Below are 18,868 nucleotides of genomic sequence, written 5' to 3'. Positions count from 1 at the left end.
CCGCTAAAAAGAATACGGAGTGGGGCATGCGATTTGCAGCGGTGCTGAACCGGGACGGCGGCACCTTGCGGACCACCGATCTTTCAGCGCTAACCGACCGGATGCGCCAGACGCTCGAGGCGGCTGGTCACTCCATCGAGATCGACATCGTCGCCGGCAAGGAGATTGTCGCGGCGCTCGACAAGGTCGCCGCGCGGCGCGACATCGACGTCGTGCTGGCCGGTGGCGGCGACGGCACCATTTCGGCCGCCGCGGGGCGGCTGATGAATGGCAAGAAGGCGCTGGCCGTCCTGCCTGCGGGAACAATGAACCTGTTCGCCCGCGGCCTTGGAATTCCGCAGACCATCGATGGCGCGCTGAAGTCCTTTGCCGACGGCGAGATCATGGCGGTCGATATCGCGAGCGCGAATGGCCGGCCGTTCGTGCATCAGTTCTCGATCGGCCTGCACGCCAGGATGGTGAAGCTGCGCGACAATATGGAATTCGCCTCGCGCTTGGGAAAGATTCGCGCTTCGGCCAAGGCCGCTTGGACGACGATCAACAATCCTCCCGCCATGAAGGTGACATTGACGGTCGGCGAAGCCGAGATCGTGACCCGCATCAGCGGCATCGGCATTTCCAACAATCTGTTTGGCGAAGGCCATCTGCCTTATGCCGACAATCCTGCCGGCGGCGTGCTCGGCATCTATGTCACCGTGGCGCGGCAGCGTGGCGAGCTGGTCAGGGCGCTCTTCGACATGGCTCGAGGCAGGTGGCGCGACAGCGATCATGTCGAAACTCATCAGGCCGACAAGGCAATCGTGAAGATCCATACCGGGAGCAAGAAATTCGGCGCCGTCATCGACGGCGAACTGGTCAAGCTGGAGCGCGAAACGACAATCCAGATCCACCCTGGCGCACTGAACGTCCTGGTTCCGGCGCAAGCCGCCCAGGCGAAGGCCGCCTGATGCGATTACGAATGACGCGGAAAACCCTAGCCGCCCGACTGCCCCTCGCCGGCTGGCGAGCTCTGGTTGGCCGGCGCGGTCTGGCCGGTGGGCTGCCCTTGGCTTTCAGGGGTATCTGGATCTATCTTTTGGCCATAAATCTCGGCCGCTCCCCAAGCAATAAAAGCCAGGAGCAACGCGGCGACCAGTATGCGCAGGCCGTGCCAACCCCAGCGCCCCTGACGGGCTTTGTTTTCAGGGGCGATCTTGGTCATTGGCGGCGTTCCTGTCGTGCAACCGGCATGGTCGATGAAACCATCGCCGGCGAAACATGGTGGGGTAACGATTGCTTGCTACAAAAGTTCCGGCGCGCGACGGCCGCGCAAGATGCGCGCCACCGCGGGTGGGGCCTGCAAGCGAGGGGGCTTGGTGGATAGCAAGGTGGCGAAGCAGGCTGGTTTGCCGGTTGAGGTCCGCCGCGCCGTGGCGGCGCCGGAGCGGCTTGCCGTACTGCACGGGCTTGACGCGATCGACACCGACTCCGATCCCGACTTCGATCGCATCACCGGCCTTGCCGCCGCCGTGATGCGGGCGCCGATCGCGCTCGTCACGCTGCTCGACACCGAACGACAGTGGTTCAAATCCTGTGTCGGCTTCAACGAGACCGAAACCGCGACCGACATATCGTTCTGCGCCCATACCATTGCCGCCGGCGACGAGCCCATGGTGGTGCCGGATGCCAGCATCGACCCTCGCTTCTCCCGCAACCCGCTGGTCACCGGCGAACACCATGTCCGCTTTTATGTCGGCGCGCCGATGGTGGTCGCCGGCGCGCGCGTCGGTACGGTGTGCGTGCTCGACCGGGAGCCGCATGAACTTCCGTCCGCTGCCGCGCTCGATCATTTGAAATCGCTGGCCAGCCTCGCCGCCAGCCTGTTTACCCTCAAGGACGCCACCCGCAGCGGCGCCATTGCCACGGCTGCTTTGGCGCAGGAGGAAAAGCGCCGAGCCATAGCGCTCGATGCCGCCTCGCTCGCCAGTTGGGCCTGGGATATCCGCACCGACATGATCGAATGCGACGTGCGTTTGTCGGAGCTGTTCAACCTGCCGCGTTCGAACCGGCTGCGGGCGCGCGACATTTTGGCCGCCATCGACCCGCGCGACGTCTACCAGACCGAGACGCGCTTTCGCGATGCCCTGACCGGCAGCGACGACTATTTCGGCGAATACCGGGTCAAAGGCTTCGATCCGCCGCGCTGGATAGTCACCCGCGGCCGCGTCATCGAGCGCGACGGCGAAGGCAAGCCGACGCTGATCTTTGGCGTCAACTACGACATCTCGGAACGCAAGCTCGGCGAGGACCGGCAAAGGCTGCTGCTGCGCGAGCTCAACCATCGGGTCAAGAACACGCTGGCGACGGTGCAGGCGCTGGCGACGCAGACCGTTCGCCACGCTCGCCGCCCAAGCGAATTCCTGGAAGCCTTCGGCGCCAGGCTGCAGGCGCTGGGCGCTGCCCATAACCTGCTGTCGGATCGCGAATGGCGCGGCATCGGTATTCGCGAACTGATGCAGATCGAGGTCAAGCCGTTCGATTCGGCAGAACGGCCGCGCATCGTGATCTCCGGTCCGGATCTGCTGCTTTCGCCCGACCAGGCGGTGGGGCTCGGTTTGATCATGCACGAACTGGCCAGCAACGCGCTGCAATACGGATCGCTGTCGGTTGGCTCGGGGAAGGTCGATGTCGACTGGAAGGCGGCGGGCAAGAAAGGCGCGCGCCGCCTTGTGCTGACCTGGAGCGAAAGCGGCGGGCCGAAAGTCGACCCGCCGGAACGCCAGGGCTTCGGCTCTATCCTGATCCGCCGCAGCCTCGCCAAGGTTTTGTCGAGCGAAGTGACCCACGAATTCCGCAGCGAAGGCGTGTTCGCCGAAATATCGATGCCGCTTGAAGATCTGCCGGCCTAAAGCGCGTCACGCTGAAACGGATTCATACGACGCGCTTTAAGTCTTTGTTTTGATGCATGTCGTTGTCCCAGAACCGCGGCACACTTCTGGGCGACATGCATTAAAAGCGATTCCAGAAGTGCGAAGCGGTTTTCCCGGGAACAGCGTATCAGCGCGACGCGCTTTAGTCGGCTTCGCTGTCTGGATCGCCCGGATCCGGCTTGACGTTCTCGCGGTAGATGGCATAGGCCGCGAGCGCGATCATCGGGCCGAGAATGACGCCCTTCCCGCCTTTCCCCTTGAGCAAGGCCGGCAGCACGGCAAGCGCCGCGGTGATACCGAGCGCCTTCAGGTCGGCATTGCGCCTTCGCGCACGTCGGCGTGCATGCGTTCCAGCCGCAAGTTGATGAATGAGCACGATAAGCCCGGCCAGTACCAGGAAACCAGCGGCGAAGCCAAGACAGGCGGCCATCGAGCCATAACGGTCAGCCGCCCAGATGTAGGCCGCCCCCAGGAGAAACCCGAGGCCGCACAGGGCAGCCACGGCGGCGAGCCCGTAGACGATTGCCGCCGTGCGCGCGCGGCGCATGGCGGCAATGGCTTCACCCGAGGCCAAGGCCGAGATAAGCGGTGCCAGCATGCCCATCTCTGTCGAAACTAGCGCCGGGCAAGAAGCGCAAACAGGAAGCCGACGCCGGCCGCGATCGCCAGTGAAGTGACCGGCTTCTCGCGCACATTGGCCGTGATCTGGGCCTCAAGATCCTTGGCGTTGCCACGCAGGCTGTCGAAGACGGCTTCGCCCTGCGCGCGCAACTGGTCGACGCCTTCGGCAGCAGCGCGCCGCGCCGTGCCGTAACCATGTTCGCCGGTCTTGGCCAATTGCTTGGTCAACTTTTCGATATCCGCCTTCAACTGCCGAATGTCGGCTTCCAGGTCGGCGTTCGTCTGACTTTCGTTGGCGGTTTTTCCTGCGGCAGTTGCCATTCTAAACTCCTTGCGTTTGCTTGGCTTCAAACGCCCGACACACGTCATGGTTCCGAAATCGGAGACCGTATCCATGAAAGGGTGTTTGCAAGTGCGAGTCCAGCCCCAGATGGAGGCCTGCCTGTCAGATCAGTGGCCGACGGCCTTCGCTTAGGCCCTCCCAGCGCGCGAGATCCTTCAGCCCCTCCCCGTCGATCACTTCGCAACCGCCGTCGCGCCAGGCGATCAGCTTGCGATCGATGAGCTTGCGGATCGTCTTGTTGGTGTGGACCAGCGACAGGCCGAGCGTATCGGCGACATGCTGCTGGGTAATCGGGATTTGCACCGGCGCCTTGCCGTTGAGCCCGACTGCCGCCGCGCGGCTGGCGATGAAGGCAATGAGATAGGCGGTGCGCTCGACCGCCGTGCGCCGACCGACGCTGAGCAGGTTCTCGTCCAGCATGCGCTCCTCGCGCGACGCCAGCCAGGTAATGTCGTAAGCAAGGCCCGGATGGTTGCGGTAGAGCTCGTGCAGGTTTTCACGCTCGAAGACGCACAACAGCATGGGCGACAGCGCCTCGACCGAGTGCTGCATTTCGCCCATCAGGCTGCCCTGCAGCCCGATAAGATCGCCGGGCATGGAGTAGTTCAGGATCTGGCGCCTGCCGTCCGACAATAGTTTGTAGCGGAAGGCCCAGCCCGAAAGCACGGTGTAGAGATGAGCACTTTGGCTGCCTTCGACCAGCACTGTGGCGCCCTTGTCGACGGCCAGTTCGCCCTTCTTGAACATGCTGACATAGGCAAGCTCCTGCTTCTCGAATTCCCGGAACACCGGCAATGGCCGAAGCGGGCAGATCTCGCATGGGTACTGACGGCTGGAAAACGAACGACCATTCTGGCCAGACATTTCGATCCCTCTTTCGAAAGTCTCTTGCCAGAGACTGAGTGCTACGCCTTTGCAAGGCCGCGGTTCCGCTGCCGATGGCATGTCTTTTTTAAATGACAGGATAGCAAATAGCGATCATGACTCGCTACACTCCACTGAGGCGAATTCGAAGCTCGCTTGTGGAGTAGAGCCGGTGGGCGAACTTTTCGGATTAAGGCCTGACCGATCCCCCAAGGTCCGCGATGCGGTTGACTGGAGTCACTGTACCCGATGCTGCAAGAATTGAGGAGAGATTGCCAAGTGCCGCCATTGCTTGAGGGATTGCGAATTCTTGTCTTGGAGGATGAATTCCTGATCGCCATGGATGTCGAGCAGCTTTGCCGCGACCATGGCGCGAACGACGTAGTGATTGCCCGCGCTCTGGCCGAGATCGATGAGCAGAAGGTCGTTGGCGAGTTCGACGCCGCTATCGTGGACCTCATGCTGGGCGGAACGTCCACACTCGATTTCGCCGCGCGGCTGCGCCAATCGGGCCTGCCGTTTGTCTTTGCCTCCGGCTATTCGGACCCCGATGAGATCAAAGGGTCTTTTCCCGGCATCCGCCTGGTCACCAAGCCTTATTCGGGGACCGATCTCGTCGAGGCTCTGGCGGCGGCCTGCGGCCGCGCGCCAGTCTGAGATATCTTCGATGCGTATGTGTAAAGAGCCCAGGCCCGCAAACGGGCCTCCGCCGTCAGGCAGCGTTTGAACCCGTCACCTGGGACGAGATTGCGTCCGGCCCGTATTCGTCTTCACCGGAGATTTTCAGGATCTCCTGCAACCGCGTGCGGGCCCGGCTGACCCGGCTTTTGATCGTTCCGACCGCACAGCCGCAGATTTCGGCGGCCTCTTCATAGGAAAAGCCTGAAGCGCCGATGAGGATGATGGCTTCGCGCTGGTCCTCGGGGAGTTGCTCGAGCGCGCCGCGAAAATCCTTGAGGTCAAGCTGGCCGTGCTGAGCCGGATGAACGGCAAGCCTGGCCGTCATGATGCCGTCGCTGTCCTGCACCTCGCGGCCGCGCTTGCGCATCTGGGAATAGAACTCGTTGCGCAGGATGGTGAACAGCCATGCCTTGAGATTGGTGCCGGGCTGAAAGCTCTCATGCTTGTCCCAAGCCTTGACCAGCGTCTCCTGCACCAGATCGTCGGCCTTGTCGGCATTCTGCGTCAGCGACACGGCAAAGGCCCGCAGGCTCGGGATCGAGCCGAGCAGGTCGGTCTTGAACCCTTGTGAGACAGCTGCCATGCCTCAGTCCTTCTTCTGTGCAGGTTCGGCCTTTTCCAATTGGCTGAGCAACTGGGCAAAGCGATCCGGCACATTGTCCGAGACCAGCTCGTCATAATATTGTTTGAGTTTGCGGCCGATTTCCGAATTCGCCCCGAGCGGGTCGCCGGAATTGGCCCGGCGCCTGTCAGCGGCGCCAGCCAGCGTTTCTTTATTCATGTCCTTCATTTCGCCCTTAAATCCAGCGCCCCGAGCCGCCCCATTACACAACGCAAAGCGGCCCCCTCGTCTGGTTGCCCATCGCACCACAAACGTCGCCCGTACGGTTTCGTTCCACAAGTCTCGGAACTTTTTCGCAAAACCCGCGTTTGGGTGTTGGGGCTTGCAATCAGCTTGACCTGCACTCTATGCAATCACGTCATCTGAGGGAGACGTCTACCATGAGCCTTTCCGCAACCATCGCTCCGCACCTGCCGTTCCTGCGCCGCTTTTCACGCGCCGTATCCGGATCGCAGGAGAGTGGCGATGCGCTGGTAGCCGCGATGCTCGAAGCCATCATCGCCGACGTCGACATCTTCCCGCAAGCGTCAAGCGACCGCATCGCGCTCTACAAGGTATTCGCCAAACTGTTCACCTCCATTGCCATCCGCGTTCCGCAGGAGCAGGCACAATCGGCATGGGAGCAGCGCGCCGCCGCCAATCTGAACGCCATTGCGCCACGGCCACGCCAGGCTTTCCTGCTGGTCGCGGTCGAAGGCTTCGGTGAAGACGAGGCAGCTGAAATTCTCGATGTCGACGCCAGGGAATTTTCCGAACTGCTTGCCCAGGCGAGCAACGAGATCTCTCGCCAGGTGGCGACCGATGTGCTGATCATCGAGGACGAGCCGCTGATCGCCATGGACATCGAGGAAATGGTCGAGAGCCTCGGCCACCACGTGGTCGGAACCGCGCGCACCCATACCGAGGCGGTGGCGATGTTCGGCAAGACAAGGCCGAAGATGGTGCTGGCCGACATTCAGCTTGCCGATGGCAGTTCGGGTATCGATGCGGTCAACGAAATCCTGTCGTCGACTTCGGTGCCGGTAATCTTCATCACCGCCTTCCCCGAACGTCTGCTGACCGGCGAGCGGCCTGAACCGGCCTTCCTTGTCACCAAGCCGTTCAATCCCGACATGGTCAAGGCGCTGATCAGCCAAGCGCTGTTCTTCGACCGGCAGGCCAAGGCCGCCGCGTGAAGTAGGGCCTTCAATCTCCAACTTTTCGCCGCCTCGCAGGGTTGGCGGCACTGGCGATCGCCTAACCCGGCGATCGGCGGCTGCCCGTCGCGCCGTATGGCGCGCACGCGCGCGAATCAATTCGCGTCCGGGCCTCTTCCAAAGACCTTCTTTTTCGGCAAATGGTGGAACAAACAGCAATCACTCACGTTCTTGATCCAGTATCGGAAGGAGACAGATCATGCTCTACTGGGCGCTCGTATTTCTCGTCGTGGCGATCATCGCCGGCGCGCTTGGTTTCGGCGGCATCGCCGGTACCTCGGCCGGTATCGCGCAAATATTGTTCTTCATCTTTCTCGCCTTCCTCGTCATCTCGCTTCTGGCCGGCCTGTTCAGACGGGCATCGTAGGAGCGGGCGAACACTGGAAGCCGCACCCCTCAAACGGTTTCCAGCCACCGCCGGGCGATGTCCTCCAACGGGACATCGTCCGGCGGACCTTTTCTGGGGACCTACTCAGGAACTGAGTCCAAGTGAATCGTTCGGTCCTGATCAGGTGGACAGGTGATTGATGCGTTCCATTGGCGGAGGCGAGAGCGGACAGGGCGACGAGGTGATCGCACTGCACCCGGCTGAAAGCGGAATGCAGCTTGGCCGGGCCTTGCTTCACGCTCTGCACAATGCCGGCATTTCCGTCCTCTATCAGGATCGTGAATTGAAGACTGTATGGGCCCGCAACATGCGTGCGCCGTGGGTTTCCGACACAGCCGACAGCAACGGCGCGTTGCCACCGGCGCAAGCTGAGCAAATCGCCGCCGCCAAAAGCAATGTGATCGCTTCCGGCAATCCGGAACGCCTTGAACTGAGTGTTCCCACCGGTGATGGCATGCGCTGGTTCCAGGTATGGGTCGATGCCGATCGGGGCCATCGCGGCGACGTGCAGGGCGTCGTCACCACGATGGTGGAAACCACCGAGCAGAAACGCCGCGAACAGACGCTGAAGACGCTGTTGCGCGAAGTCAGCCACCGCTCCAAGAACCTGTTGGCCATCATCCAGAGTATTGCCACCCAGACCGGCCGCTATTCCGAGACACCCGACGATTTCCTGAAGCGCTTTCGCGGCCGCCTGCAGTCACTGGCTTCCTCCCAGGATCTGGTAACGTCGTCGAACTGGCGGGGTGCAGCACTTCGCGAGCTTATCCGCGGCCAGGTCGTTCGCTACGGCGCCGATCCCGCGCAGAGCCTGCGCTTCAATGGCGTCAACCCCTACCTCAATCCCAACGCCGCCATTCATATCGGACTGGCAATGCACGAACTCGCCGTCAATTCATTCAGCTACGGCGCCCTGGCGCGGCCGGACGGCTTTGTCGAGGTAACCGCCGATCTGTCGAACGTCGCAGAGGCCGCCGACAAGCCAGCTTTGTCGCTGACTTGGGTCGAGGCCATTGTCGCCAATGATAACAGACGCACCGAGAAACGCTTCGGCAGCGTTGCCCTCGAACGTGTCGTGCCGGCATCGCTGAACGGCACGGCGACGCTGGAGATCACCAGTGACCGCCTCGAATATCGCCTGGTGGTTCCGCACGGCAATTTCGAAACCGAATGAGCGGCGGGATTCCTTAACCGGCTGTTCACCATAAAATCCGATGCTGTGGTTCCCAGAGATTGCTGGATCTTGACCGATTCAACCGATGTTCGGCCGCGGCCTGCAACGCAAGTATGGGAGGAATGATCATGACGGTGGCCGATATGAACAGGCTGGAGCAGGCCGCGCGGGTCTCGATGAGCGGCTTTCAGGATCCTGATGCTTCAGCCTCGCCTTTGCAGCACGCCTGGCACCCCTTGCTTCGCTTCGCCGCTGTCGCGCTCGTCGCCGCTGTTGTGCTGATCGTGGCGTCGCAATTGGCCTGAGCCAGATGCTCAGGTTCACGCTGCTCCCAAGCAGCCTGGCTCAGAAGCTGTCCAGCTCGTAGCCGACCAATTATTAACGCCCCTTTCGGCACAGGAACTTTGACGGCTGTGGACCGTTCTTATGGCGAGAGGACGTGTCACCGTGGAACACATCGCCGCTTTGCTTTTGGTAATTGGCTGTTCGAACAACATGACCGAATGCCGTGAACTGCCGGTGCCGGTCAGTGTTTTCGAAACCGCCGAAGCATGCACGGCAGAACGTCCATTCGCTGCCGGCGACGTGCAGGGTCAGGCCGAGCACGTCGTTGCCAAATGTCTTACGGTGGACCCCGCGCTGGAGGATGATTACGACCAGATCGTCTGGAACGTGCGCCCGGACGGCACCCTCGACGCGTCTTTGCAGATTTCCAGTGTCGTGGTCGCGTCGAACGCCACGCGCCGCGAAAAAGACTCTCTTAGCCAACAATAAGATCGAGCGGGCAAAGGCTGCTGTTTCGTGCTAAATAGCGGCTGGAGCTTACTAAAGTGAGGACAAAAGTGAGGAGAGATTCTATGCGGAAATTGATTATTGCCATGGTTGCGGTGGTCGCCGTCAGCGGCTGCAGCACGACCGAGCAGGATGTCGGTGTCGGCGCCGGTGTCGGTGCTTTGGCCGGCGGACTGATCGGCGGCGGCAAGGGTGCGCTGATCGGCGCAGCCGTTGGCGCCGGTTCCGGCCTGCTGGTGCGCAACCTGCGCAACGGCTATTGCCAGTATCGCGACAATCGCGGCCGGCTCTACACCGCTCGCTGCTGATCCGCTTCAAAAGCATCAGACAATCGCGACGGAGACCGGTCAGCCGGTCTCCGTTTGTTTGACTGCATCAGGCTGCGGGATCCTGATTTCCACCGTAAGCCCATCGATGCGAAAATCTCGGGCAATCGTGCCGCGCAATTCGCGCGTGACATTGAGGTCGATCAGCTTGGTGCCGAAGCCGGTCTTCGCCGGCGCTTCGAGTTCCTTCTGCCCGGCCTCGCGCCAGTTCAGAACCAGCATCCGCTCGGACCCGCGCCCCTCGAACGACCAGTCGACCTTGAGCGCACCCACGGAATTGCCGGCCTCGCCATATTTCAGCGCATTCGTCGCCAGTTCGTGAAAGGTCAGGCCAAGCGCCTGCGTCGTCCTCTCGTCGAGCAGCACCTGAGGCCCTGACAATATCCCTTCCGGAAGCTCCTTGCCGAACACCTGGCCGAGCTCGATGCGCAGCAGGTCGCCAAGATCGGCCTTCTGCCAGCGCGAACGCGTCAGCATATCCTGGGAAGCCGCCATTGCCTGCAGGCGGGCTGAGAAGGAAGTTGAGAACTCCTTCACGTCGGTTGCTTGCGCTGCCGTCTGGCGCGCAATCGCCAGCACCCGCGTGATCGAATTCTTGATCCGATGCTTCATCTCCTGCAGCATCAAATCCTTTTCGAGCAGGCTTTTTTCCGTCGTTTCATGCAGCAGCGACTTGGCGTCGTAGGCGCGCTCCTGATAGCGCGCCACCAACGCGATGGCCCCAGCCAGAAGCAGGCCGAACAGCCCGAGCATGACCGGAATGGCGCGCGAGGACGGTTGCGAAAATGCACTTGTCGGCCGAAACAGCACCGTCCACGGCCGACCGGCGACGATGATCTTGCGCGTCACCAACAGCCTGTCGCCAAAGCTCGCAACCGGCGGCGTTTCCGACTGGAACAGAAGATTGTCGGCGTCGGCCGTGCCGTCATAGACCGCGGTGTTGACCGGCAGCAAAGGCGTGCGGCTGAGCGCGGTCTGGAACAGGTCGCGGGCGCGGAAGGCCGCGTAGAGAAGGCCTGATGTCGATGATCTGGACGCATTGATACCATCCGGCGCGGTTTCGACATTGAGCCTGACGAAGACCAGGAAACCGGTAAAGGTCTGCGCCGCGCCAGTGTCCTGGCCGAGCTGGACCAGACCGCTTGCGTGCTGTGCGTCATCGGCCATCGCTTTTTCGATCGCCTCGCGCCGCACCGGCTCGGTGAACATGTCGTAGCCGATGGTGGATTCGTTGGCAGGGTCGAGCGGCTCGAACAGCACGACGGGCGTGCGCCATGGCTGTGTCGTGTCCGGATAGACCGTGTGGGCGGCGCCGCGGTCGCGCAACATGTCGCGCTCGACCGCCGCTTCGTCACCGGTCTTGGCCAGCCTGAGATAGCCGATGCCGCGCAGGCCGGCGAAATTGTTATCGACATCGAGGGCGCTGAAGAAGGCCTTGAATTCGCTACCTGAAATCTCGCCATTGCGGGCGTCGAACAGCGCCTGCGTCGAGCGCAGCAGTGACAGATGCAGATCGATACGGCTTTCGATGCGGTTGAGCGCGTCGTCGGCCGTCGCCTCGAACTTGATGCGCGCCGCTTCCTGGGTCGCGAAATAGGCGAAGCCCGCCATCGTCAGGCTGATCAGTGCAACGGCAATGAAGGCAAGGATCGGGAAAAACTTCTTCAACGCAGGCCCATGGACGGTTCGGGACCTTTATGGGCAAGTCGCCGCGGCAAGACAATGGCGCGGCCAAGCCATAATGACAGCTGGCATATCATGCATATTTAGCCGGCTTATCGATCTCGAGCATCAGTGAACATGACAGCTGACGATAGCGTGGTCTCAGGCCGCGATCTTCAGCGCACCCGGACCGGGAATGGCGCCGGGCGGGCACTTTCCCAGGATGATCATGCCGAGCACTTCGTCCTGGGTCACATCGGTGGTGCGCGCGGTGCCGACGACCTGGCCGTTCTTCATTACGCAGACTCGGTCGGCAAGCTCGAACACGTCGTGAATGTCGTGGCTGATCAGGAAAATGCCGATGCCGTCGGCCTTGAGCTGCTTGACCAGTTCGCCGACCTGCGCCGTCTCCTGCGGCCCAAGCGCGGCCGTCGGTTCGTCCATGATCAGGATGCGGGCGTTGAACAGGATGGCGCGTGCGATCGCCACCGACTGGCGCTGGCCGCCCGAGAGCTTGATTACCGGCTCCTTGAACCGCTGGAAGCGCGGATTGAGCCGGCCCATCACCTTGCGCGCCTCGGCCTCCATGGCGACATCGTCGAGTGTCCCCCACGCGGTCATCAGTTCGCGGCCGAGGAAGAGGTTGGCGGCAGCGTCGACATTGTCGGCCAGCGCAAGCGTCTGGTAGATCGTTTCGATGCCGTATTTCTTGGCGTCGCGCGGATTGGAGATCGAGGCCTCCTGGCCGTTGACCAAGATCTGGCCGGCATCGCGCTTGTAGGCGCCCGACAGGATCTTGATCAGCGTCGACTTACCGGCGCCGTTGTGGCCAAGCAGCGCCACCACTTCGCCCGGGAAAAGATCGATGGACGCATCGTCGACGGCGCGAATGCCACCGAACGCGATCGAGATGTTGCGCATGTCGATCAGTGGCGTACCGGTGGGAGCAGTTTTTTCCATAATCGTTCCTCCCTAGACGCGCTGGCGGTAGACGGTGTCGAGCCAGACGGCGATGACCAGGACAGCGCCAACGACAATGCTCTGCAGCGGCGAGTCGATGCCGAGCAGCACCATGCCGGATTGCAGCGACTGCATCAGTAGCGCGCCGAGCATGGCGCCCATCACCGTTCCGGCGCCGCCCGCGAGCGACGTGCCGCCGATGACAGCGGCCGCGATCACCAAAAGCTCGTCCAGCGTGCCCAGCGCATTGGTTGACGCATTGAGACGGGCCGACGAGATCGCCGCGCTGATTGCAGCCAGCACACCCATGATCATGAACACCTTCATGGTCACCCAGCGCGTGTTGATGCCGGCGAGTTCCGCTGCCTCCGGATTGCCCCCGATGGCGAAGACATAGCGGCCGAAACGCGTGCGCTTGGTGATGAACGTCATGATGATGCCGACAATCACCGCCATCAGCACCGGTATGGCGATGCCATGCGCGATGAACAGCCCGCCTTCGGGAACGGTGATGCCGTTCTGCTGTGCGTACAGGCGCACGATGCCGATCGGCCATGGATAGGAATTGGCGATCCACACGGCGCCGAGGATGGCCGCGCAAGCGACCACGCCAAGCAAGGTCTCGGCCCAGACGGGGCGCAGTGGAAAGCTGAAGCGCTTGCGCTGTGAGCGACCGTTGAGCAGCGCGAAGGCGACCGCCGCGCAGGCGACGATGCCGACGATCCAGCTGGCAGCGGCGCCAATCGAGCCGCGTGGTCCGCCGCCCATCAGCTGGAAGGTGGCGTCGAGTGGCGCGACCGTGCGCCCGCTGGTGATGAGCCATGCCATGCCACGCCAGACCAGCAGGCCACCAAGCGTCACGATGAAGGCCGGAACCTGCATATAGGCGATGATGAAGCCCTGGAACGCGCCGATCAGCAGACCAAGCACCACGCCGGCGGCAAGCGCGACGACCCAGAGCCAGGGGTTTCCAAGCTGGAAGCCGATGACGCGAATCAGGAATTCGGCCTGTGCCACGCCCATGATCATGCCGATCACGCCTTCGACGGAGCCCACCGAAAGGTCGATGTTGCGCATGACGATGACCAGTACCATGCCGGTCGCCATGATCGCGACCGAGGACGTCTGCACCGACAGGTTCCAAAGATTGCGCGGCGTCAGGAAAAGCCCACCCGACAGCATATGTATGCCGACCCAGATGACCAGCAGCGCGCCGACCATGCCGAGCATGCGCGTGTCGAGCTCGGTCGCTTTCAGGAACCGGGCGACCGCGCCGAGTTCAGACGCTCGTGCCGTATCGGCCTGCGGATTTGAGGTCGTGTCGGTCATGATGTCCTCCAGCGGCTTGCCGTCTGGCGCGGATGCCGGACCACAGCCTAGAAGTTTGCCGCCGATGGCGGAAACACACAATTCTCGTAGAGAAAACGCCGCGGCTTGACAGCCGCGGCGCCTCATTTCTTCAAGTCGTCGAGATCAGTTGCAAGCCGCGACGCTGCCGGCGGCGACGCCCGTGCAGACTTCGTCCTTCTTGATCCAGCCGGCGTCGATGACGACGTTGAGGTTGTCCTTGGTGATCGCGACGGGGGTCAGGAACAGCGACTTGACGGTGTTGCCGCCAGGCGTGGTGAAGTCCTTGGCGCCGGCAATGTCGCCCGTCTTCTTGCCATCGGCAAGCTGCGAGGCGATCTCGGCGGCGTTCTTGCCGAGTTCGCGCGCGTCCTTCCACACCGACACCGTCTGCGTGCCGAGCGCGATGCGGTTCAGAGCGGCATGGTCGCCGTCCTGGCCCGAGACCGGAACCGTTCCGGCAAGGCCCTGCGCCGTCAGCGCGGCGACAACGCCGCCGGCGGTGCCGTCATTGGCCGCAACCACGGCATCGACCTTGTTGTCATTGGCGGTCAGGAACTGTTCCATGTTCTTTTGCGCGTTGGCCGGCAGCCAGCCATCGGTATAGGCCTCGCCGACATTCTTGATCTTGCCCGAGTCGATGGCTTCCTTGAGCACTTCCATCGAGCCCGAGAACAGGAAATCGGCATTCGGATCCGAGCCAGAGCCCTTGATGAAGACATAGTTGCCTTCGGGCTTCGCCTTGAACACTTCGCGGGCCTGCATGCGGCCGACTTCCTTGTTGTCGAAGGTCAGGTAGAAGACGTCCTTGTTCTCGATCAGGCGGTCATAGCCGACGACCGGAATGCCTTCGTCCAGCGCCTTCTGCACCGCCGGGCCGATGGCCGAGGCGTCCTGCGCCAGGATGATCAGCGAGTTGGCGCCCTGCGAGATCAGGCTTTCGACGTCGGTCAGCTGCTTGCCGGGATTGGACTGCGCGTCGGCGGAAATGTACTTGTCGCCGGCAGCCTCTATCGCCGTTTTCATCGCCGCCTCGTCGGTCTTCCAGCGCTCTTCCTGGAAGTTCGACCACGACACGCCGATGACCTTGTCCTTCGCCTGCGCGACCGACATCAGCGCCAGCGACATGGCGACACCCGCCAGCATGGCGGCTGCAAATCTGTTCATCATAATCCTCCCTGCGCCGCGTGCGGCGCGACAAAACTGGCCCGAGGGCCGGCACACAGAGGCGCTATTTTTTCGAGCCTCGAAAAAATACTGGTTCAATGATAACGCGCTGTCAACATCGATTCTGATGGATTCTGATGGCCGTGCCGAATTTTTTCGAGGTCCGCAATAAACAATGACAGGGCTGCCGGCGTCTGCCAATATTTGGCTGGTGCCGTCGAACGCCGTCACTATCATGAGGCGCGAGGAGGCCGGGAGGAAACAAATGTCGGTTGGAATCCGCCACGACGATCTGCGCCGTCGCAACCGTGCGATGGTGATTTCAGCCGTGCGCCGGGCCGGCCAGCCGTCGCGGACCGAGATTGCGGCGACCACCGGCCTCAGCCACTCGACCATATCGGCAATCTCGTCTGATCTGATTCAAGAAGGCATCCTGATTGAAGGCAAACCTGGCGAGACCGGCGCACTGAAACGCGGCCGGCCGCAGGTGGGCCTTGGTCTCAACCCGGAAGCGGCGGCGGTGATGACCGTCGTGCTGTCGCTCAATTTCCTGTCCGTCACCGTCATCGACTATGCCGGCCACGTCGTCGCCGAGGAACAGCGCCGGCTGGACACGCTGACCAAGCCGCGCGACGAGCTGATTGGCGAATGCGTAGCAATCGTCCGGCGGCGGCTTGAGGATCCCGACCTCGATGTCCAGAGCATCGCCCGCATTGCCATGGGCATCCAGGGCATCACCGATTCGCAGGCGCGCGCCATGCTGTGGTCGCCGATCACGCCACTGACCGACATTGCCTTCGCCGACATGTTGGAAGCGGAATTCGGCATTCCTGCCACCATGGAGAACGATTGCAACATGATGGCGGTGGCGCTGCAATGGCGCCAGCCCGAGCGCTACCGCGACAATTTTATCGCCATCCTCTTATCGCACGGCATCGGCATGGGCCTGGTGCTGAAAGGCGAACTGTTCACCGGCACCCATTCCTCGGGCGGCGAGTTCGGCCACATGATCCACCGTCCGGGCGGCGCGCTCTGCCGCTGCGGGCGGCGCGGCTGCGTGGAAGCCTATGCCGGAAACTACGCCATCTGGCGCAGCGCCAAAATGATGGGCGAGGATGCCGAGCCGGTCGATATCGGCGACGCTGATATGCGCGCACTCGCCGCGCGCGCCCGCGAAACCGACGGCCCGGAGCGCGAAGCCTATCGCAGGGCCGGCGAGGCGCTCGGCTTCGGCCTCGGCAGCCTGTTTGCGCTGATCGATCCGGCACCCGTCGCCATGGTAGGCGTCAGCGCCGCCGCCTTCGACCTGATCGAACCGGCATTGCGCGAAGCGATCGCCCAGACCGCCGGCGGCCAGCACTCGAAATCGATCTCCTTCGACACCGAGCCCAACGAGCTGCCGCTGATCCGCGAAGGCTGTGCCATGCGCGCGCTCGGCTTCGTCGATCAGGAGATTTTCGCGCCGGGCATTCAGGCCAAATCCGGCAAGCATGTCGCCTGAATGGCCGGCAACGGCGCGACGCGCAGCATCCTAATCTTCCCTGATCGCGTAGCCGGCGCCGCGAATGGTACGGATGACATCCGGCATGCGGCCGTTGTTGACCGCTTTGCGTAAGCGCCCGACATGGACGTCGACGGTTCGCTCGTCTATATAGATCGTCTCGCCCCAGACATTGTCGAGCAGTTGGCTGCGCGAGAACACGCGGCCGGGATGGCGCATCATGAATTCGAGCAGCCGGAACTCGGTCGGTCCGAGCCTGATCTCGCTCTTCTTGCGGTAGACCCGGTGCGATTCTCGATCGAGCACGATGTCGCCGACCTTGAGCACGCTCGACAGCACTTCCGGCTTGGCCCGGCGCAGCAGCGCCTTCACGCGCGCCATGAACTCCGGCGTCGAGAATGGCTTGACCAGATAGTCGTCGGCACCGGTGGACAGGCCGCGCACGCGATCGCTTTCCTCACCGCGCGCGGTCAGCATGATGATCGGCAGCCGCTCGGTTTCGGGCCGCACTCTAAGCCGCCGGCAGAGCTCGATGCCGGAAACAGCGGGCACCATCCAGTCGAGCACCAGGAGATCGGGCACGTTTTCCTGCAGGCGGATCTCGGCTTCGTCGCCGCGTGTCACCACCTCGACCTGATAGCCTTCGGATTCGAGGTTGTAGCGGAGGAGCACGCCCAGCGGCTCCTCGTCCTCCACGACCATGATGCGTGGCGCGATCATAGGCAGTTCACCCTCATCAGGCCGGCGTGGCCATCGCCGTCTCGTCCTGCTTCGGACGATTGGCGGGCAATTGCTGGCCGGTCAGCACATAATACGCATTTTCGGCGATGTTGGTGACATGATCGCCGATGCGCTCAAGATTCTTGGCGCAGAACAAGAGATGCGTGCAGGCGGTGATGTTGCGAGGGTCTTCCATCATGTAGGTCAAGAGCTCACGAAACACGGACGTGTATTTGACGTCGATGCGCTCGTCGTCATTCCTGAGTTTTGCAAGCGCTGCCGCATCGGTGGCGGCATATTCCTCGACGACGCCTTGCACCTGGATCAGCACCAGTTGCGCCATGGCATCGATGGAGTGCGAGAGGTCGCGCGGCGTGACGCTCAAGCCCACGGTGCCGACGCGTTTGGCGATGTTCTTGGCGAGGTCGCCGATGCGCTCGAGGTCGCCCGCCATGCGGATCGAGCCGACCACGGCGCGCAGATCGTTGGCCATCGGCTGGCGCTTGGCGATCAGCGTGATGGCGCGGTCGTCCAGTTCGCGCTGGCGCGCATCCATGATGGCGTCGTCGGAAACGACACGCTGTGCCAGCGCATTGTCCGAATTGAGCAGCGCCCTGGTCGAGCCGCTGACCATCGAGCCTGCCAGATCGCCCATGTCGCGGATCAGCTTGCTGATCTGCCCGAGCTCTTCATCGAAGGAGGCGACGGTATGTTCACCCATGATCTTGGTCCTCGTGCCTGAAAATTCACCCGCCGGACGGCTCAGCCGAAGCGGCCGGTAATGTAGTCCTGGGTGCGCTTGTCGTCGGGGTTGGTGAACATCTTGTCGGTGGCGCCCTCCTCGACGAGATAGCCGAGATGGAACATCGCCGTGCGCTGCGAGACGCGCGCCGCCTGCTGCATCGAGTGGGTGACGATGACGATCGTGTAGTTCTGGCGCAGTTCGTCGATCAGCTCCTCGACACGGGCGGTGGCGATCGGATCGAGCGCCGAGCAGGGCTCGTCCATCAGGATCACCTCCGGCGACACGGCGATGGCGCGCGCGATGCACAGGCGCTGCTGCTGGCCGCCGGACAGGCCGGTGCCGGGCTCCTGCAGGCGGTCCTTGACCTCGTTCCAGATCGCAGCCTTCTTCAGGCTCTGCTCGACGATCTGGTCCATGTCGGACTTGCGCTTGGCCAGCCCATGGATGCGCGGGCCGTAGGCGACGTTCTCGTAGATCGACTTCGGGAACGGGTTGGGTTTCTGGAACACCATGCCGACGCGGGCGCGCAGTTCGACGACATCGATGTTCTTGTCGTAGATGTCGTCTTCATCGAGCGTGATCTTGCCGGTCACCCGCGCCGAATCGATGGTGTCGTTCATGCGGTTGAGGCAGCGCAGGAAGGTCGACTTGCCGCAGCCGGACGGGCCGATCAGCGCCGTCACCTGGTTCTGGCTGATGTCGAGATTGACGTCGAACAACGCCTGCTTCTCGCCGTAGAAGACGCCGACCTTGTCGCCGCGCATCTTGATGACTTCGTTCGACTTGGCGTTCATTTTGTCGCCCACTGCATTCTCAAGGGACTGTTCGGTCATGATGTTCATACCAAATT

The 18,868-nt window shown here is 62.4% G+C and carries 23 protein-coding genes; 10 read left to right on the top strand and 13 right to left on the bottom strand.

Going from position 1 to position 18,868, the window contains the following annotated elements:
- Positions 1-26: 26 nt before the first annotated feature.
- On the top strand, positions 27-947 hold the full coding sequence (locus tag X727_RS140365) for a diacylglycerol kinase family protein (protein ID WP_023670088.1): 921 nt from the start codon (positions 27-29) through the stop codon (positions 945-947).
- 26 nt (positions 948-973) lie between these two features.
- Here X727_RS140365 and X727_RS05215 read toward each other — a convergent pair whose 3' ends face one another.
- The gene (locus tag X727_RS05215; protein WP_023670089.1) at positions 974-1,201 is read right to left on the bottom strand and encodes a hypothetical protein; all 228 of its coding nucleotides are present in this window, start codon (positions 1,199-1,201) and stop codon (positions 974-976) included.
- 154 nt (positions 1,202-1,355) lie between these two features.
- Between X727_RS05215 and X727_RS140370 the strand changes: the two genes are divergently transcribed.
- Positions 1,356-2,888, top strand: coding sequence for an HWE histidine kinase domain-containing protein (locus X727_RS140370; protein ID WP_023670090.1), 1,533 nt, complete (start codon positions 1,356-1,358; stop codon positions 2,886-2,888).
- 163 nt (positions 2,889-3,051) lie between these two features.
- Here X727_RS140370 and X727_RS140375 read toward each other — a convergent pair whose 3' ends face one another.
- From X727_RS140375 to X727_RS140385, 3 genes are all read right to left on the bottom strand, one after another.
- Positions 3,052-3,513: a hypothetical protein gene (locus X727_RS140375; RefSeq protein ID WP_023670091.1), complete on the bottom strand. Its 462-nt coding sequence runs from the start codon at positions 3,511-3,513 to the stop codon at positions 3,052-3,054.
- 11 nt (positions 3,514-3,524) lie between these two features.
- Positions 3,525-3,851 carry a DUF883 family protein gene (locus X727_RS140380; protein WP_023670092.1) on the bottom strand — a complete coding sequence of 109 codons (327 nt, stop codon included), beginning with the start codon at positions 3,849-3,851 and terminating at the stop codon, positions 3,525-3,527.
- A 124-nt stretch (positions 3,852-3,975) separates the two neighbouring features.
- The gene (locus tag X727_RS140385; RefSeq protein ID WP_023670093.1) at positions 3,976-4,737 is read right to left on the bottom strand and encodes a Crp/Fnr family transcriptional regulator; all 762 of its coding nucleotides are present in this window, start codon (positions 4,735-4,737) and stop codon (positions 3,976-3,978) included.
- 339 nt (positions 4,738-5,076) lie between these two features.
- Between X727_RS140385 and X727_RS140390 the strand changes: the two genes are divergently transcribed.
- A complete protein-coding gene (locus tag X727_RS140390) occupies positions 5,077-5,394 on the top strand; it encodes a response regulator (protein WP_050485906.1) in 318 nt (105 codons plus the stop codon).
- A gap of 55 nt (positions 5,395-5,449) precedes the next feature.
- On the opposite strand, the gene X727_RS140395 is transcribed toward X727_RS140390, so the two are convergent.
- Entirely contained in the window at positions 5,450-6,001 is a 552-nt protein-coding gene (locus X727_RS140395) for a sigma-70 family RNA polymerase sigma factor (protein WP_023670095.1), read from the bottom strand.
- Positions 6,002-6,004: 3 nt separating this feature from the next.
- Entirely contained in the window at positions 6,005-6,208 is a 204-nt protein-coding gene (locus X727_RS140400; RefSeq protein ID WP_023670096.1) for a NepR family anti-sigma factor, read from the bottom strand.
- A gap of 212 nt (positions 6,209-6,420) precedes the next feature.
- Between X727_RS140400 and X727_RS140405 the strand changes: the two genes are divergently transcribed.
- From X727_RS140405 to X727_RS140430, 6 genes are all read left to right on the top strand, one after another.
- The gene (locus tag X727_RS140405) at positions 6,421-7,215 is read left to right on the top strand and encodes a response regulator (RefSeq protein ID WP_023835001.1); all 795 of its coding nucleotides are present in this window, start codon (positions 6,421-6,423) and stop codon (positions 7,213-7,215) included.
- 220 nt (positions 7,216-7,435) lie between these two features.
- Positions 7,436-7,603 carry a DUF1328 domain-containing protein gene (locus tag X727_RS1000000167005; protein ID WP_023670098.1) on the top strand — a complete coding sequence of 56 codons (168 nt, stop codon included), beginning with the start codon at positions 7,436-7,438 and terminating at the stop codon, positions 7,601-7,603.
- A 160-nt stretch (positions 7,604-7,763) separates the two neighbouring features.
- Positions 7,764-8,798 carry a PAS domain-containing sensor histidine kinase gene (locus X727_RS140415; RefSeq protein WP_023670099.1) on the top strand — a complete coding sequence of 345 codons (1,035 nt, stop codon included), beginning with the start codon at positions 7,764-7,766 and terminating at the stop codon, positions 8,796-8,798.
- A gap of 128 nt (positions 8,799-8,926) precedes the next feature.
- Positions 8,927-9,103, top strand: a complete 177-nt coding sequence (locus X727_RS1000000168635; protein ID WP_023690108.1) for a hypothetical protein — start codon at positions 8,927-8,929, stop codon at positions 9,101-9,103.
- Between the two features lie 142 nt (positions 9,104-9,245).
- Positions 9,246-9,572, top strand: a complete 327-nt coding sequence (locus X727_RS140425) for a hypothetical protein (RefSeq protein WP_023670101.1) — start codon at positions 9,246-9,248, stop codon at positions 9,570-9,572.
- An 83-nt stretch (positions 9,573-9,655) separates the two neighbouring features.
- A complete protein-coding gene (locus X727_RS140430) occupies positions 9,656-9,898 on the top strand; it encodes a YMGG-like glycine zipper-containing protein (protein WP_023670102.1) in 243 nt (80 codons plus the stop codon).
- 39 nt (positions 9,899-9,937) lie between these two features.
- Here the strand turns inward: X727_RS140430 and X727_RS140435 are convergent, their stop codons facing one another.
- From X727_RS140435 to xylF, 4 genes are all read right to left on the bottom strand, one after another.
- The gene (locus tag X727_RS140435; RefSeq protein WP_023670103.1) at positions 9,938-11,584 is read right to left on the bottom strand and encodes a CHASE domain-containing protein; all 1,647 of its coding nucleotides are present in this window, start codon (positions 11,582-11,584) and stop codon (positions 9,938-9,940) included.
- 156 nt (positions 11,585-11,740) lie between these two features.
- A complete protein-coding gene (locus X727_RS140440) occupies positions 11,741-12,538 on the bottom strand; it encodes an ATP-binding cassette domain-containing protein (RefSeq protein ID WP_023693682.1) in 798 nt (265 codons plus the stop codon).
- A 12-nt stretch (positions 12,539-12,550) separates the two neighbouring features.
- Positions 12,551-13,867: a sugar ABC transporter permease gene (locus tag X727_RS140445; protein WP_023835000.1), complete on the bottom strand. Its 1,317-nt coding sequence runs from the start codon at positions 13,865-13,867 to the stop codon at positions 12,551-12,553.
- A gap of 144 nt (positions 13,868-14,011) precedes the next feature.
- Positions 14,012-15,052: a D-xylose ABC transporter substrate-binding protein gene (gene xylF, locus X727_RS140450; protein ID WP_023683968.1), complete on the bottom strand. Its 1,041-nt coding sequence runs from the start codon at positions 15,050-15,052 to the stop codon at positions 14,012-14,014.
- 265 nt (positions 15,053-15,317) lie between these two features.
- Here xylF and X727_RS140455 point away from each other — a divergent pair, with 265 nt between their 5' ends.
- Positions 15,318-16,553 carry an ROK family protein gene (locus tag X727_RS140455; RefSeq protein WP_023834999.1) on the top strand — a complete coding sequence of 412 codons (1,236 nt, stop codon included), beginning with the start codon at positions 15,318-15,320 and terminating at the stop codon, positions 16,551-16,553.
- Between the two features lie 30 nt (positions 16,554-16,583).
- Here the strand turns inward: X727_RS140455 and phoB are convergent, their stop codons facing one another.
- The 3 genes from phoB to pstB are packed head-to-tail and all read right to left on the bottom strand — an operon-like array spanning position 16,584 to position 18,860.
- On the bottom strand, positions 16,584-17,273 hold the full coding sequence (phoB, locus tag X727_RS140460; protein ID WP_023822590.1) for a phosphate regulon transcriptional regulator PhoB: 690 nt from the start codon (positions 17,271-17,273) through the stop codon (positions 16,584-16,586).
- A 16-nt stretch (positions 17,274-17,289) separates the two neighbouring features.
- Positions 17,290-17,994, bottom strand: a complete 705-nt coding sequence (phoU, locus tag X727_RS140465; protein WP_023670109.1) for a phosphate signaling complex protein PhoU — start codon at positions 17,992-17,994, stop codon at positions 17,290-17,292.
- Positions 17,995-18,035: 41 nt separating this feature from the next.
- The gene (gene pstB / locus X727_RS140470; protein WP_023834998.1) at positions 18,036-18,860 is read right to left on the bottom strand and encodes a phosphate ABC transporter ATP-binding protein PstB; all 825 of its coding nucleotides are present in this window, start codon (positions 18,858-18,860) and stop codon (positions 18,036-18,038) included.
- Between the last annotated feature and the right edge of the window lie 8 nt (positions 18,861-18,868).

The organism is Mesorhizobium sp. L103C105A0, assembly GCF_000502215.1.
Lineage (GTDB): Bacteria > Pseudomonadota > Alphaproteobacteria > Rhizobiales > Rhizobiaceae > Mesorhizobium.
This window is presented reverse-complemented; position numbering and strand designations above follow the sequence as displayed.